The following is a 14954-nucleotide window of genomic DNA, read 5'->3' on the forward strand; positions in this document are numbered from 1 at the left end:
CATATGCCTCACATGAATTCGACGCGTCTACCGCTCGCCGCCCGGCAGGACGACCTGCATGAACGACTCGACCGGTCGGAACCCGAGCCGCTCGTAGAGCCGCCGCGCCGAATCGTTGCCCTCGGTCACCGCGAGCCCGATCGCGGGCAGCCCGGCCGCCGCCGCGAGCCCGAGCGAGTGACGCAGCAGCCGGCCGCCGACCCCGGCGTATCGCGGGTCCGGGTCGCGGAACACCTCGGTGATCCACGGGCCGAGCAGTTCGGCGTCGTTGATCAGCACCACCGCCACGATCCGGCCCTCGTCGACCGCCACCACGCTGCACTCGAGCAGCGGCCCGAGGGTCCGGCCGTCGTGGAGGCTGTCGAGCTCGTCCGGGTTCGGGGTCTTTTCACTGTCCGGGTGACCGGGCGGATAGGCGGCGATCCAGAGGTCGTGCATCCGCGCGGGCGATACGGACGCGGCCGGGAGCACCTCGATCCGGGGGTCCGCCCACGCGGTGTCGCCGAGGTCCGCGCCGAGGTCGCGCTTGTAGAGGTCGCGCTTGTACTGGTGCAGATGGCGGAACAGACGGCCGCCCGCGGCGATCAGCGCCGCCCCGGTGTCCTCGCCGGCCGACACCACCCACCCGGGCAGGGCCGTCAGGATGGCGGGCGCCGCGAGCTCCGCGGGCAGCCGATGCAGGCGCAGGTCGAGCGCGGCGGGGCGCCCCGCGCGATGGCCCAACCGGTAGTCGGCGACCAGGGCGCCGTCCCGGTCGAAGACGGTCCCGCGGGTGCGAATGCTTTCGTCGGTGGTCATGAAATTCATTCTTCGATGCGCGAGCAAGTGATTTTCCCCTCGTCTGCGGCCTCGACGTCGACTTCGACCTCCACCCGACGGCTCATCAGCCCAGCATCACCCGACACGCGAGCCCCCGCACGCCCGGACACGGCAGAACATGCGCGGAGAGTGATCGCCCCCGAAACTGGCATACATGGACAAAATCTCGCTCCGGACGACCACCAGGGAACAACTCGCATCGGCCCGCAGTACGTCGTCCGGCCGCAGCTCGGTCACCGTGCTCGGCGGCTCACAGCACCACCTGCGACAGACCCTGATCGCCCTGACGGCCGGAAACTCACTGGCCCAACACGCCAGCCCCGGCGAGGCCTCGCTCATCGTGCTCACCGGCCACGTCCGCCTGGCCACCGAGGCCGACAGCCTCGATGGCACGTCCGGCGACTTCCTGATCCTCCCGCCGGACCGCCACTCGCTGGAGGCCGTGGAGGACTCCGTCGTCATCCTGACGGTCACCAAACCATGACCCGCCACAAAGCCACCGGACACCCCCGCAACCGTTCCGCTACCCTGTCCTCCGGGGCCACACGGCCCCGAAGCCTCCATAGCTCAGGGGATAGAGCACCGCTCTCCTAAAGCGGGTGTCGCAGGTTCAAATCCTGCTGGGGGCACCTTGGGTCAGGTCGGGGGTTTCCGGCCTGGCCCGGTCTTTTTTCCGGGCGAGTGGTGGGGCGGGTTCGGCCGGCTCGGGTGGTGCGGGCTCGGATGTCACTCGGTGGGGTTGGGCTTCGCGGTGCGGGCGCGGTCGTACAGGGCGGCGATGTCGGGGCCGAACCAGCTGCTGTAGGAGGTGAGGTCGTCGCCGCCCTCCTGGTAGCCGCCGATCACGCCGATCACCGTGCCGCGGCCGTTCGCCGGGTCGATGTCGGTGAGCATCGGGCCGCCGCTGGTCCCGTCGGGGAAGCCCGCGCAGTCGAAGCGCCGCTGGGTGCTCGTGTAGGCCGTGGTGGTGTTGCGGCAATCGATCGGCTGCTCACGGCTGTCCGGGTAGCCGACCAGACGGGCCGGCAGCGCGGCCGGCAGGTCGAAGCCGATCCGTTCCGCGCCGGTGACCGTCTCGATCCGGTCGTCGGTGCCCGGGCGCCGTACCTGGAGGAACGCGACGTCGAAGTCGGGGTTCCGGTCCGCGACCCAGCGCGGGTCCACGTCGATCCGGGACGGCACCCACACCCCGTAGGGCATGACACCGTCGTGATATCCCGGCGCGAACGCGATGTCGGTGACGAAGGCGTCGCGGTACACGCAGTGCGCGGCGGTCACCACGAGGTTCTCGTCCGGGGACTCCACCACGCTCGCGGTACAGACGTGCCGTGGGTCGCCGTCCTCCCCCGGGCGCAGCAGCACTCCGATCGCCGGCGTCGGCGCGGCGTCGCCCGCCTCCAGCGGGTCGGACACCGGCAGCGGCTCGACCGCCTCGGACGTGGCCGTGGGCGCGGGCGGCGCGGCCTCGTCCGCGTCCGGCGCGGCGAGCAGGTCGGCCGCGATTCGATCGCCCTCGGCGGGATCCGCCACGTGATATCCCCGGGTCGCGTCGGCCCGTACGTCCGCCCGGGAGCGGCCCGACGGGCGCCCGACCGAGCCCAGCCCGGCCACCACCAGGACGGCCAGCACACAGAACGCGGTACCGATCAGGATCCGACGGTCCCCCGGTGTCGACCCCCCATCCGCAGCACGTCGAGACACTGAACCACCATTCTCAGCGGGATGCGGGATGCGGCTTCGACCGGTCGACGATATCGGCGGGAAGGCTACCCCGGCCGGGACGATTCAGGCCGAATACCCACACGGTGGCGAGCTCGTGACGGGATTTTTCCCCGGCCGTCGCCCCAAAAAGGTGGGAGGAGGGCGACGGCCGCGGAATCCCCCGCTTCTTCGGTGCCGGCTCGGCGCCGTCTCTCCAAACGCGCCCGGCCGGCCCTTCGACCGTATCCCGAAGATCCACGACCTCGGCACCCCGGTATGGGTGATTTATGACTGCCTTAAGAATCTTCCACGGCTCCTGTACGTTGCCCGGACGCGTTTCGGGACACGTTTCCGGACGCGTTCGCGAACGCCGCTCCATACGAGGAGTCACAGCAGATACCCGCAGGTGTCCCGGCGCCGGTAGCGGCCGTGGCCGGGCGCGCCCGTGTACACGCCCTCGTCCACCACGACCCGCCCGCGCGACAACACCGTGCGGGCCCGGCCGGTCACCTTGCAGCCCTCGTAGACGGAGTAGTCCACGTTCACGTGGTGGGTGATGGCGGACAGCTCGTGCGTCTCGTTCGGGTCGTAGACCACCACGTCCGCGTCCGATCCGGGGAACAACGCGCCCTTGCGCGGGTACAGGCCGAACATCCGAGCCGGCGTCGCGCACGCGAGCTCGATCCAGCGGCGCCGGCCGATGTGGCCGTCCACCACCGCCTGGTGCAGCAGGTCCATCCGGTGCTCGACGCCCGGCAGGCCGTCGGGGATCCGGGAGAAGTCGCCGCGGCCCGACTCCTTCTGGTCCGCGAAGCAGAACGGGCAGTGGTCGGTCGAGACCACCGACAGGTCGTTGGTGCGCAGGCCCCGCCACAGCGCGCCCTGATGGTCCGCGGGCCGCAACGGCGTCGAGCACATGTACTTGGCGCCCTCGAAGCCCGGTCGGGCCGTCTCGTCGGAGCCCACGAACAGGTACTGCGGACACGTCTCGCCGAACACGTTCAGACCCAGGTCGCGGGCCCGGGTCAGCTCCTCGACCGCCTCCAGGGCGGACACGTGCACCACGTACAGCGGCGCGCCCGCGACCCGCGCGAGGGCGATCGCGCGGTAGACCGCCTCGGCCTCCAACAGGGCCGGCCGGGTCGAGCCGTGAAAGCGCGGATCGGTGCGCCGCGCGGCCAGGGCCTGCTGCACCAGGACGTCGATCGCGATGCCGTTCTCCGCGTGCATCATCGGCAGCGCGCCGGTCGCCGCGCAGCGCTGCATCGCGCGCAGGATGCGGCCGTCGTCGCTGTACAGCGCGCCGGGGTAGGCCATGAACAGCTTGAAGCTGGTCACGCCCTCGTCGACCAGGCCCGGCATCTCGCCGAGCGTGCGGTCGTTGACGTCGGCCATGATCAGGTGGAACGCGTAGTCGATCGCGCACTGCCCCTCGGCCTTCGCGTGCCAATCGTCCAGCGTCTCGCGCAGGCCCGCGCCGATCTTTTGCGCCGCGAAGTCGATGATCGTGGTCGTGCCGCCCCAGGCCGCCGCGCGCGTGCCGGTCTCGAAGCCGTCGGAGGCGACCGTGCCGCCGAACGGCATCTCCATGTGGGTGTGCGCGTCCACGCCGCCGGGGATCACGTAGCACCCGGTCGCGTCGATGATCCGGGCGCCGCCGCGCGCCCACGCCTCCGCCACCTCCGGTGCGGCCACCGCCGCGATGCGCTCGCCGTCGATCAGCACGTCGGCGCGGGTCTCCTCGGACGCGGTCAGCACCAGACCGCCCCGGATCAGGGTCTGCGTCACGGCGCGCCTCACGCTTCCGGGCGCGAGGAGAGGCTGCGCGACGTCGCCCACGGGTTGTACACGATCTGCGCGCCGGCGCGGCCGAACGCGTGCCGGCCCTCGGGAAGAAGCCTGCCCTCCGGGCGGAAGCGGAGCGCGTAGATGACCTCCTGGGAACCGATCGCCTTCGCGCCCTGCCCCGCGGCCCGCCGCGCGTGTGTCTCATGGAGCACGATCATCGATTCCGTGTCACCGGTCCGGCCGGCCTGCACGAGTGCCGCGCGTACTACCTCGGGCATGTCTGGCTGCTCCACAACGCTCGGACCGATCGGGTGCGGCCGACCTACCCCGAGTTTCGCCAGGCATGTGCGGATTCATCCGTACGTGTGCATGTCGTCCCCCGGATGCAGGCCGCCGGATCCTGCCCTCGTACCCGACGCCCGCCACTGCCACAATTTCCATGTCCCGCGAGGGGCGACGGCGGGCGGGAAAGGGCGGGGTACCGATGCGGGGTTCCGAGGACTCGTGGTGGACGGTCCGGGCCCGGTTGCGGCTGATCTGGGTGCCGTGCGGGGCGGTCATGGTGGCGACGATCGCCGCCGTCGTGGTGGGCCTGTCGCTGGAGGGCGACGCCCGCTCGCGCGGCCTGCTCCTGGTGCTCGGCGGCGACCTCGTGCTCGTGGTGGGGCTGACCCTGCTGATCGAGGCCACGCTGCGGCGCACCGTCGAACGGCCGTTGACCCGACTGGCCGACACCTCGAACGGCCCGCCGAAGCCCACCCGTTACGACAGCCGCGAGTTCGTCGCGATCGCCGGCGCGCTGGAGGGCCTGTACACGCGGGCCCGCACCGGCGAGGACGAGACGCGTCGCGAGCGGGCCCACACCGCAAAGCTCGCGACCCTGCTCACCGAGCAGGAGCACACCCTGGACGTCGAGCGCGAACACGCGCGCGAACTGGTGCGCACGCATGACGAGCTGCGCGCCCGGGTCGACGAACAGGCCCGCCGGGCCCGGCTCGCGCAGGCCGACCTCGATCAGTTCGCGCATGCCGCGACGCACGACATGCAGGATCCGCTGCGCCGGATCGTGTCGTTCGGCCGGCTGCTCCAGGAGCGCTACCAGGACGTCCTGGACCGGCGCGGCAACCAGTACATCGACTTCACCATCGACAACGCCCGACGCCTACAGGTGCTCATCGACGAGATGGTCACCCTCACCGAGGTGGGTCGCTCGCGCGCGGAGCGCGTCGACGTGGACCTCGCCGAGATCGTCCGGCAGACCTGGCAGGACATGGCGGACCAGGTCGAGGACACCGGCGCCGAGCTCGAACAGGGCGAACTGCCCGAGGTGAACGCCGATCCCGCGCTGCTCTCGACACTGATCCGGCATCTGCTGGGGAACGCGGTGAAGTTCCAGCGCCCGTACGAGCCGCCGCGGGTCCGGATCGACGCGGCGCGGGACGGCGACGGGTGGCGGATCACCGTGACCGACAACGGCATCGGGATACCGGCCGAGGCGGCGGAACGGGTGTTCGCGGCGTTCCGGCGGCTGCACCCGCGCGAGACGTACACCGGCAGCGGCATCGGGCTCGCGATGGCCAAGCGAATCGTCGAACAGCACGGCGGGTGGATCGCGGTGGACATCGGGTTCACCGGCGGGACCCGGGTCGAGTTCACCCTGCCCGGGGGCGAAGCCGAAGCTGTGGGGAGCCTCGGGGAAGTCGAGAGAGCCGAGGAAACCGGAAAAGCGGCGGTCGCGACCCCGGCCGAATCCGAGGCCGAACCCCAGGCCGAATCCGAGCACCGGCCCGGGGTCGAATCCGGGGCCGGGCACGAGGCCGAGCCCGCCGTCGAGACCGCCGCCGTCCCGGCACCCATGGAACCCGTTCGTTTCACCGATCCTTCGAACCAGGAGCCGCTCGCGTACGTTTCCGTTGCATCGGCGCCGCGTGATCACCCGGCGCCGGGACCGACGACGGAGGCCCCCCATGCGAGCGACGGACCCGATCACCCAGCCGACCGATGACCCCGCCCCCACCCGCCGGATCGTCGTGTGCGGCGCCCTCGTAGCCGTCGGCGGCGCGGCGCTCGTGGCCTGCGGCGGCGATGACGGCGGCGACGACAAGACGCAGGACCAGAACACGGCACCGGCCGCCGACAAGACGCTCGGGCCCGCCGCCGACGTCCCCGTCGGCGGCGGCAAGATCTACGACAACGAGAAGGTCGTGGTCACCCAGCCCACCGCCGGCGACTTCAAGGCGTTCACGGCCGTGTGCACGCATCAGCAGTGCCTGGTCGGCAGCGTCAGCGGTGGCGAGATCCGTTGCCCGTGCCACGGCAGCCGGTTCGACGTCGCGACCGGCGCCGTCCTCGGCGGCCCGGCGCCGCGCCCGCTCGCGGCCAAGCCGATCGCGGTGGCGAACGGCCAGGTCGTGCTGAAGCCGGCGTAGGGCGGGCGCGGCCCGGCCGAGCGGCGCCGGCGCGGCTATGGTTTCCGATCCCGCTTCGTGATTGCGTACCCGAGCCTGCCCCGGCACAGCGACGCGATCCGGAGGACCTTCCCATGACCACGACGCCGGCGTCCGCGCGACCGACGCTCGATCTGCTCGACGGTGATTGGTACGCGAACGGCCCCTACGCGGACTACGCGTGGTTCCGCGAGCACGAACCCGTCGCGTGGGACGCCGGCAACGAACTGTGGGGGATCTTCCGACACGCGGACCTCAAGGACGTCGAGTCGCGCAGCGAGCACTTCATCAACTCCGACCGGAAGAAGGGTGGCTACCGGCCGAACCTGCCCGCCGACGCGGCGATCATCGGCCTGGACAACCCGCTGCACAACCAGCGGCGCAAGCTGGTGAGCAAGTGGTTCACCCCGCGCGGCGTGCGCGAGTGGGAGGCGCACGTGCGCGAGACGTGCTTGGAGATCCTGGACGCGGCCGTGGCCAAGGGCACCGTCGAGGTGGTCGGCGACCTCGCGTCCGTGCTGCCCGCCAGGATGATCGGGCGGCTGCTGGGCTTTCCCGACCAGGACTGGCCCAAGCTGCGCGACTGGTCCGAGCGCACGATCGCGCTCGGTGGCGGGCCGCGCTACATGAGCGAGGACGGCCGGGCCGCGGCGATGGAGTTCATCACGTCGGCGCTCGGGCTGTACGAGGCCAAGAAGGCGTGCCCGGCCGACGACGTGATGTCGGTGTGGACGCAGGCCCGGATCGACGGCGAGCCGATCGGCCCGGGCGACGTCGCGAGCGACTGCCTGCTGCTGCTCGACGGCGGCGCGGAGACCACCCGAACGGTGATCGCGCGCACGATCCTGCACCTGATCGAGCACCCTGACCAGTGGGAGCTGTTGCGCAAGGGGGCCGATCTCGCGGTCGCCACCGAGGAGTTCATTCGTTTTGTCACGCCCATCCACAACATGTGCCGGGTCGCGGTCGGCGATCAGCGGGTGGGCGACACGGTGGTGCCCGATGGGCACCAGGTCGTGCTGATGTATGGGTCGGCCAATCGGGATCCGCGTGTCTTCGCGGATCCCGAGCGGTTCGATGTGACGCGTACGCCGAACGACCACATCACGTTCGGGTTCGGTACGCACTTCTGTCTCGGTGCGCCGTTGGCTCGGTTGGAGATCCGGGTCTTCTTCGAGGAGCTGCTCAAGCGGGTGCGGGAGATTCGGCCCGGGCGTGGTGCGGTCGTGGAGATGCCGAACGCGTTCGTGTACGGGATTCGCTCTGCGTACGTGGAGCTGGTCGGGTAGGCGGCCTCAATCGCCGGCCGGGCTTGTCCTCAAGCGCCGGACGGGCTGGTTTTGGCTCGGCCCGCGGCTCGGGTGTCCTCAAGCGCCGGACGGGCTGGGTTGGCTCGGCCCGCGGCTCGGGTGTCCTCAAGCGCCGGACGGGCTGACTTGGCTCGGCCCGCGGCCGGTGCGGCCTCAAACGCCGGCCGGGCTTACTTGGCTCAGCCTGCGGCTCGGGTGTCCTCAAGCGCCGGACGGGCTGGGTTGGCTCGGGCTGCGGCCGGTGCGGTCTCAAACGCCGGACGGGGTGGTTTTGGCTTGGCCTGCGGTTCGGGTGTGGGTCGTGGGGGTGATTGCGTTGAATCGGGGATTGCGGGAAAGGGATTAATAGGAGTTTTCGTACGTAGATTCGCTGGAGGCGGTCATGACAGGCTTGGACGAAGGCTTGCCGGTCGATCATCGGCTCGGGCAGGTCTATCGGTACGGCGGTGGGTTCATGGGGGTGCTGCTGATCGCGTTCGGCGTCCTGGGGTTCACGAACAACGTCGGGTTCTTCTCGACCACCGGGCGTGAGGTCGCGGGGATGTCGACCAATGGTGCGCTCAGTCTGATCTCGGTCGTGGTCGGGGCGATCCTGATCGTCGGCGCGATCATCGGCGGCAACACCGCGTCGACGGTGAACATCGTGGTGGGCGCGTTGTTCGTGATCAGCGGCTTCGTGAATCTGGGCCTGATCGGCACGCCCAGCATCAACTACCTGTCGTTCGAGATGCCGAACGTGATCTTCAGCTTCGTGGTCGGCCTGCTGGTGATGACGTTCGGGCTGTACGGACGAGTCAGCGGACACCTGCCACACGACAACCCGTATTGGCGTGCGCGGCACCCGGCCGAGGCCGCCCGTTTGGAGGCCTTCCGCGAACGGGCGGCGGTGCTCGACCGCGACGGGGCATCGTCGATCGGGACGGGCGGGCCATCCCGGCGGCGGGCCACGCGCAGCCACTAGGCCGGCGGCTGCGCGTGGCCTCAGTGCCCCGCGCCGTCCTTGCGCTCCCAGCGCGGCATCAGGAACGCGAGTCCCCACGCCGCGGCCAGTGCGAGCGCGCTGCCCGCGATGCCGATCGTGAAGGCGTCGTCGAACACCGCCCGCACCGCGTCGATGCTGTGCGCGGCGGCTGCGTGGTCCTCCACGTGGGTGAAGAAGAGCGTCCCGAAGAGCGCGACGCCCAGCGCGCCCGCGAGCTGCTGAACGGCGTTCAGCACGCCCGAGGCGGAACCGATCTCGCGGTCGTCGACGCCCGCGAGGGCGATGCCGAAGAACGGCGCCATCAGCAGGCCGAACCCGAACCCCGCGACCGCCGTGGCGGGCAGCAGGATCCACGCGTTCACGGGACCGTCGTGCGTGGCGATCGTGACGCCGATGCCGATCACGCCGAGCATGGCGATCAGGAGCCCGGCGTGCAGGACCCGGCGGCCGTACTTCGCGGCGAGCACCGCGCCCGCCAGACCCGCGCCCACCGTCGTGCCCAGCGACCACGGGATCAGCGCGAGCGCCGCGTGCGTCGCGCTCCAGCCCAGGCCGATCTGGAGGTACGCGCCGAGCACGAGCATCAGACCGATCATCGAGCCGAACATCATCAGGCCGACCGCGAGGGCGCCGGTGAACGCGCGGTTGCGGAACAGGCTGACCTCGACGAGCGCGTCGCGCCCGGCACGGGAGGTGCGCAGTTCGTACCACGCGAACAGGGCGAGGATCGGGAGCGCGCCGACCATGCACACGAACGTCCAGACGGGCCAGCCCTCTTCGCGGCCCTGCACGAGCGGGTAGACCAGCAGCACCATCGCGGCGGTGACCAGAACCATGCCGACCAGGTCGAGCCCGGGCCTGCGGGCGGCCCGCGCCGCGGCGGTGGGTCGGGGCACGACCGTCGCGCCGGCGAAGAACGCGAACAGACCGAGCGGCACGTTCACCATGAACACCGCGCGCCACCCGAGACCGAACACGTCGGCGTCCATCAGGAGCCCGCCCAGGATCGGACCGAGCACCGCCGACAGGCCCATCGCCGGCCCGAACACCGCGAACGCCGCGCCGATCTCGCGCTCGTCGAACATCTCGCGGATCAGGCCGAACGCCTGCGGCACCATCATCGCCGCGGCCAGGCCCTGGAGACCGCGCGCGCCGATCAGCATCTCCGGCGACTGCGCCAGTCCGCACAGCGCGGAAGTGAAGGTGAACGCCGCGACCCCGCCGAGGAACATCCGGCGCCGACCGAAGATGTCGCCGAGCCGGGCGCCGGTGATCAGGAACATCGCGAAGGCGAGCGTGTACGCGGCCGAGAACCACTGCAGGTGGGTCGAACTGCCGCCGAGGGCGTCCCGGATGCCCGGACCCGCGACGTTGACGATCGTCGCGTCGAGCAGGTCCATGATGTCGGCGCCCATCACGACCGCGAGGCCGATCCACCGCAGCCGGTAGGACGAGCGCTCCCCCGGCTCGGCCGCGGTCGGCGCCGGCTCGGCCGCGGTCGGCGCCGGGTTGATGAGTTCGGTTTCCATCGAGTCCCCCTCGTCCTCGTCCGGGTCTTCGAACATCGTTCGAAGCTCGAACATCGTTTTCTCTTCGAACACTGTTTTAGGCTTCGAACGGCGTTCGCGTCAAGTACAGTGTTCGTAAAGTCGAGAGTTCACCGATACGTTGGGTCGAGGAGGTGGCGCCGTGTCCGAGGCTCCCGAGGTACCCCTGCCGCCATGGCGGACGTCCCCCAAGGGGCGGGCGCCGCGCAAGCCCGCGCTCTCCCAGGAGGCGATCGTCACCGCCGCGCTGGAGATCATCGACGCGGAGGGCATGGACGCGCTGAGCATGCGCCGCGTCGCGCAGCGCTTCGACACCGGCGCGGCCTCGCTGTACGCCTACGTGGCCAACAAGGAAGAGCTCGTCGAGCTCGTCGTGGACCGGGTCAACGGCGAGGTCCGGATCCCCGTCGCGGATCCCGAGCGCTGGCGTGAACAGCTCCGGGAGGCACTGCTGGCGATCCGCGACGTGTACGCGTCGCATCGCGACCTCGGCCGGGCGCTGATCGGCGCCGTGCCGATGGGACCGAACTCGCTGGAGTGCTCGGAACGGCTGCTGTCGATCCTGCGCGCGGGCGGGCTGTCGAAGCAGGTCTGCGCGTTCGCGGTCGACCTGATGTCGATGTACACCGTGATGTCCGGCCTGGAGATGGGCGGCCAGGACACGATGCACGGCACGACCGACGAGGAGCGCGCGGCCTACTACACCCGGATCCAGGACTACTTCGCGTCGCTGCCGGCCGCCCGGTTCCCGACGCTCATGTCGCTCGGCGCCGAACTCACCTCGGGCGACGGCGACGAACGCTTCCTGTTCGGTGTCGAGGTGCTGTTGCTCGGCGTCGTCGCGTATGCGGAAAGGGAGTCCTGACGCGGCGTCAATACGCCCGCCAGGACCGGGATCACCGCGCAGATCGAGTAGGCGACGACATAGCCGCCCGGGCCGCCGATGATCACCCCGAACAGGGGCGGTCCGGCGGCCGCGGTCAGGTTCTGGCCGGTGTTCTGGATGCCCATCACCCGGCCCGCCCAGGCGCTGCCCGCGATCTCGGCGACCGCGGTGAACGCGAGCCCGTTCCAACTCACCGTGGCCACCGAGGCGAGCAGCAGGAACCCGATCGCGACCGGCCCGCCGATCGCCGCGGTCAGCGCGAGGCCGCCCACGACCACGGCGCTGACCGCGCACAGCACGCGCATCGGGCCCAGCCGTGAGCCGACCACGTCCGACCAGCGGCCGACCACGATCCGGGTGCCCGCGGCGACCAGTTGCACGCTCGCGAGCAGCCGCCCGGCGGTGGTCGCGGTCCAGCCGTGCTCGGACACCAGGTAGTCCGCCGCGAAGGACACCACGACGAACTGCGAGACCACGAGCAGCGCGCTCGCGGCGTGGATCCGGTACAGGATCGGCGAGTCGTAGGGGGACGCGGGCTTGGTCCCGTCGGCCGGCGGCGCGGGCCGCGCCGGGTCGCGGACGATCAGCGCGACCAGGACCGCGCCCACCACGCACAGCGCCGCCGGGAAGATCAGGGCCGCCCGAAATCCGGCGTGCGTGCCGATCGGCGGCAGCACCAGGGCGCCCGCGACCATGCCGAGCGGTTGTGCCATCTGCCGCATCCCCATCGCCAGGCCGCGCTGTTCGGGGGCGAACCAGCCGATCACCACCCGCCCGCTCGCGGCGTTGACGGCCGCCGAGCACGCGCCCGCGACGGCGAGCCAACTGCCCAGCCACACCGCGCCGTCACCGGCCAGGGCCACCACGATCGCACCGCCCGCGAGGGCCAGGCCGACCGCCATCACGCGGCGCTCGCCCCAGCGGTCGGCCGCCGCTCCCCACAGCACCAGGGTCAGCAGCAGCCCGAACGTCGGACACGCCACGACGGTGCCGGCCTGCGCGAGCGACATGCCCTCGTCCGCGCGCAGCACCGGGACGAGGTAGGCGAGGCCGTACAGGAAGACGCAGCTCGCGAGCTGCGCGCACATCCCGATGGCCAACATCAGCCAGCGCCGGTTCCCGCCCATCGCGCCCACCCCCACGTCGGTATTCGTGCACCCTACAAGCTTTCTCAGAAGGTGAGATGAGAATCCCGGATCTTGAGACATGGTGGAGGGAGCAGCATGGGAACAAGGGATTCCGACGACGGCGACGCCGGCGTTGCGCTCCGTTGCCCTCCAAGGCGACGCCGCGCGCGACGTCCGGCGCGACGTCACGAGGGTTCCACCGCATTCGTTCTCGGGAGGCTTGATGTTCGACGAGTACAAGGTCGGGCCGCGCAACGCGATCACCGACGTGGCCGGCCTGCGGGTCGGACACGCCGCGTACACCGACACCGGCGCGATGACCGGCACGACCGTCCTGCTCGGTCCGGTCGGCGGCTTCGTCGCCGGTGTGGACGTGCGCGGCGGCGCACCCGGCACGCGCGAGTTGGACGCGCTCGACCCGCGCAACCTGGTGCCGCGGGTCGAGGCGATCGTGCTCAGCGGCGGCAGCGCGTTCGGCCTCGACGCGGCCGGTGGCGTGGTGGCCTGGTTGGCCGAGCAGGGGCGGGGATTCCCGGTCGGCACCGAGCCGCACCAGGTCGTGCCCGTGGTGCCGGCCGCGGCGCTGTTCGACCTCGGCCGCGGCGGCGACTGGTGGCGGCGGCCCGACGCGGCGCTCGGTCGCGAGGCGGTCGCGGCGGCCGCCGCCGAGCCGGAGCACGCGGTGGTGCCGGTGGGCAGCGTGGGCGCGGGCACCGGTGCGATGGTCGGCGGGATCAGGGGCGGCCTCGGCACGGCGAGCGTGGTGTTGCCGGGCGGGGTCACCGTCGCGGCGCTCGCGGTGGTGAACGCGGCGGGGTCCGCGGTGGATCCGGTCGGCGGCCTGCCGTACGCGGCCGGGCTCGGGTTGCCGGGCGAGTTCCCACTGGCGCCGCCCGCGCACGCCGAGCACGCCGCCGCGCTGGCCCGGGCGGCCGAGGCGGCGCAGGACCCGCCGTCGCTCAACACGACGATCGGCATCGTGGCCACCGACGCGGTGCTGACCCGCGCCCAGGCCCAGAAGGTCGCGGGCGTCGCGCACGACGGGCTGGCCCGGGCGATCCGGCCGGTACACACGCTCTACGACGGCGACACGATCTTCGCGGTGTCCACGGCCCGGGTGCCGCTGCCCGCGCACGACCACACGACGCCCTACGGCGTCAACGCCGAGGCCGCCGCGCTGACGCTGATCCACGCCGCGGCGGCGGATGTATTCGCGCGGGCCGTCGTACACGGAGTCCTCGCGGCGAAGCGCGGCGGAGCTCGTCCGGCTTACCAAGATCTTTATCCGAATGCGACCGCCCGATACGGCGGATGACACACATTTCGACAGCCGCGCTTTCTCGTATCCGCAAACCCGGTCGGAAACGTAAACCGTACTGCCCTATCATCGGCGACTTGATGACGGAGTTTCCCGGCATCGGCGGGGTCGGACTCAAACGGAGCGGTTTGCCGAATGGGACACATAGATCATTTCGCGTACGGGGCGCTGACTCCGGGCGTCGCGTACCTCATGTCGTGCGTCGGCTCGGCTCTCGGGCTTCTGTGTGCCACTCGGGCACGCGCCGTCCACGGTTGGGTTCGCGTGCGTTGGCTGTTGCTCGGGGCGACGTCGATCGGCGGAACCGGAATCTGGGTCATGCATTTCATCGGCATGCTCGGATTCTCGGTCCGGGGGACCGCGATTCGATATGACGTCGCCAAAACGATGACGAGTCTCGTGCTCGCGATCGTCGTCGTCGGCATCGGGATGGCGCTCGCCGGCCGGCGCAAGGCGGGCGTGGTGGGCCTGGTCGCCGGCGGCGTCGTCACCGGCAGCGGCGTAGCGATCATGCACTACATGGGCATGGCCGCGATGAGCCTGCACGGCACGGTGGAATACGACTCGACCCGGGTCGGGCTGTCGGTCCTGATCGCGGTGGTCGCGGCGACCGCGGCGTTGTGGGCGGCGCTGAATGTGAGCGGATTCGGCGCGACCGCCGGCGCCGCGTTGATCATGGGTGCCGCGGTCAGCGGAATGCATTACACGGGAATGTCCGCGATGAGCGTGCGCACCCAGGGCTCGCACGAGTTGGCACACGGCGTGGAGGCCGCGCAGTTCCTTGCGCCCTTGATCACCGGGATCAGTCTTTTCACGGTGATCACGCTCTTCATCGTCGCACTGTCCCCTTCCGCCGACGAGATCAAGGAAGAAGCCGAACTGAACGCCAGGTTGGCCAGGCTGGTGAGCAGCCGTTCCGCTTCGCCGATCGCCCCCGCACCGGGCGGTCCCCGGGGAACACGACGCCGCACGACGGAAAACGACCCCCGGGACTACTTCCACTCGGGTCGCTGATCCGGAATTGCAAAT

At 71.0% G+C, this 14954-nt stretch carries 12 protein-coding genes, 1 tRNA gene and 2 pseudogenes; 9 read left to right on the forward strand and 6 right to left on the reverse strand.

What is annotated here, in order from left to right; translation table 11 throughout:
• Positions 1–27: 27 nt before the first annotated feature.
• Positions 28–798, reverse strand: coding sequence for a GNAT family N-acetyltransferase (locus tag OG928_RS14720; RefSeq protein WP_406283784.1), 771 nt, complete (start codon positions 796–798; stop codon positions 28–30).
• Positions 799–973: 175 nt separating this feature from the next.
• On the opposite strand from OG928_RS14720, the gene OG928_RS14725 reads away from it, so the two are divergent.
• Both OG928_RS14725 and OG928_RS14730 read left to right on the forward strand, forming a co-directional pair.
• Entirely contained in the window at positions 974–1303 is a 330-nt protein-coding gene (locus tag OG928_RS14725; protein ID WP_406283786.1) for a LuxR family transcriptional regulator, read from the forward strand.
• Positions 1304–1375: 72 nt separating this feature from the next.
• Positions 1376–1448 (forward strand) — tRNA-Arg (locus OG928_RS14730).
• 97 nt (positions 1449–1545) lie between these two features.
• Here OG928_RS14730 and OG928_RS14735 read toward each other — a convergent pair.
• The 3 genes and pseudogenes from OG928_RS14735 to OG928_RS14745 form a co-directional block, all read right to left on the reverse strand.
• Positions 1546–2520, reverse strand: a complete 975-nt coding sequence (locus OG928_RS14735; RefSeq protein WP_406283788.1) for a trypsin-like serine peptidase — start codon at positions 2518–2520, stop codon at positions 1546–1548.
• 387 nt (positions 2521–2907) lie between these two features.
• Positions 2908–4308 carry a dihydropyrimidinase gene (gene hydA / locus OG928_RS14740; protein WP_406283790.1) on the reverse strand — a complete coding sequence of 467 codons (1401 nt, stop codon included), beginning with the start codon at positions 4306–4308 and terminating at the stop codon, positions 2908–2910.
• Between the two features lie 125 nt (positions 4309–4433).
• Positions 4434–4586 (reverse strand): annotated as a pseudogene (locus tag OG928_RS14745) (acyltransferase); the annotation flags it as partial.
• 206 nt (positions 4587–4792) lie between these two features.
• Here OG928_RS14745 and OG928_RS14750 point away from each other — a divergent pair.
• The 4 genes from OG928_RS14750 to OG928_RS14765 all read left to right on the forward strand — a co-directional run bounded on the left by OG928_RS14750 (position 4793) and on the right by OG928_RS14765 (position 9026).
• Positions 4793–6313 carry an ATP-binding protein gene (locus OG928_RS14750; RefSeq protein ID WP_406283791.1) on the forward strand — a complete coding sequence of 507 codons (1521 nt, stop codon included), beginning with the start codon at positions 4793–4795 and terminating at the stop codon, positions 6311–6313.
• Positions 6276–6737, forward strand: coding sequence for a Rieske (2Fe-2S) protein (locus OG928_RS14755; protein ID WP_406283793.1), 462 nt, complete (start codon positions 6276–6278; stop codon positions 6735–6737). Before OG928_RS14750 ends, OG928_RS14755 begins: the two co-directional genes overlap by 38 nt.
• Before the next feature lie 113 nt (positions 6738–6850).
• Positions 6851–8044 (forward strand): cytochrome P450, encoded by a 1194-nt coding sequence (locus OG928_RS14760; protein ID WP_406283795.1) that lies wholly within the window; start codon positions 6851–6853, stop codon positions 8042–8044.
• 403 nt (positions 8045–8447) lie between these two features.
• Complete coding sequence (locus OG928_RS14765) at positions 8448–9026, forward strand: DUF4383 domain-containing protein (protein ID WP_406283797.1); 579 nt, start codon at positions 8448–8450, stop codon at positions 9024–9026.
• Between the two features lie 20 nt (positions 9027–9046).
• On the opposite strand, the gene OG928_RS14770 is transcribed toward OG928_RS14765, so the two are convergent.
• Positions 9047–10630 (reverse strand): MFS transporter, encoded by a 1584-nt coding sequence (locus tag OG928_RS14770; protein ID WP_406283798.1) that lies wholly within the window; start codon positions 10628–10630, stop codon positions 9047–9049.
• 106 nt (positions 10631–10736) lie between these two features.
• Between OG928_RS14770 and OG928_RS14775 the strand changes: the two are divergent.
• A pseudogene (locus tag OG928_RS14775) lies at positions 10737–11375 on the forward strand (TetR/AcrR family transcriptional regulator); the annotation flags it as partial.
• Here the strand turns inward: OG928_RS14775 and OG928_RS14780 are convergent.
• Positions 11312–12607, reverse strand: coding sequence for an MFS transporter (locus OG928_RS14780; protein WP_406283800.1), 1296 nt, complete (start codon positions 12605–12607; stop codon positions 11312–11314). The pseudogene OG928_RS14775 and the gene OG928_RS14780 sit on opposite strands and share 64 nt — an antisense overlap.
• A gap of 223 nt (positions 12608–12830) precedes the next feature.
• Between OG928_RS14780 and OG928_RS14785 the strand changes: the two genes are divergently transcribed.
• Positions 12831–13922 carry a P1 family peptidase gene (locus tag OG928_RS14785; RefSeq protein ID WP_406283802.1) on the forward strand — a complete coding sequence of 364 codons (1092 nt, stop codon included), beginning with the start codon at positions 12831–12833 and terminating at the stop codon, positions 13920–13922.
• A 195-nt stretch (positions 13923–14117) separates the two neighbouring features.
• Positions 14118–14939: an MHYT domain-containing protein gene (locus tag OG928_RS14790; RefSeq protein ID WP_406290980.1), complete on the forward strand. Its 822-nt coding sequence runs from the start codon at positions 14118–14120 to the stop codon at positions 14937–14939.
• The last annotated feature ends 15 nt before the right edge of the window (positions 14940–14954 follow it).

This window comes from Embleya sp. NBC_00896, from assembly GCF_045207785.1.
In the GTDB taxonomy this organism is placed as follows: Bacteria; Actinomycetota; Actinomycetes; order Streptomycetales; family Streptomycetaceae; genus Embleya.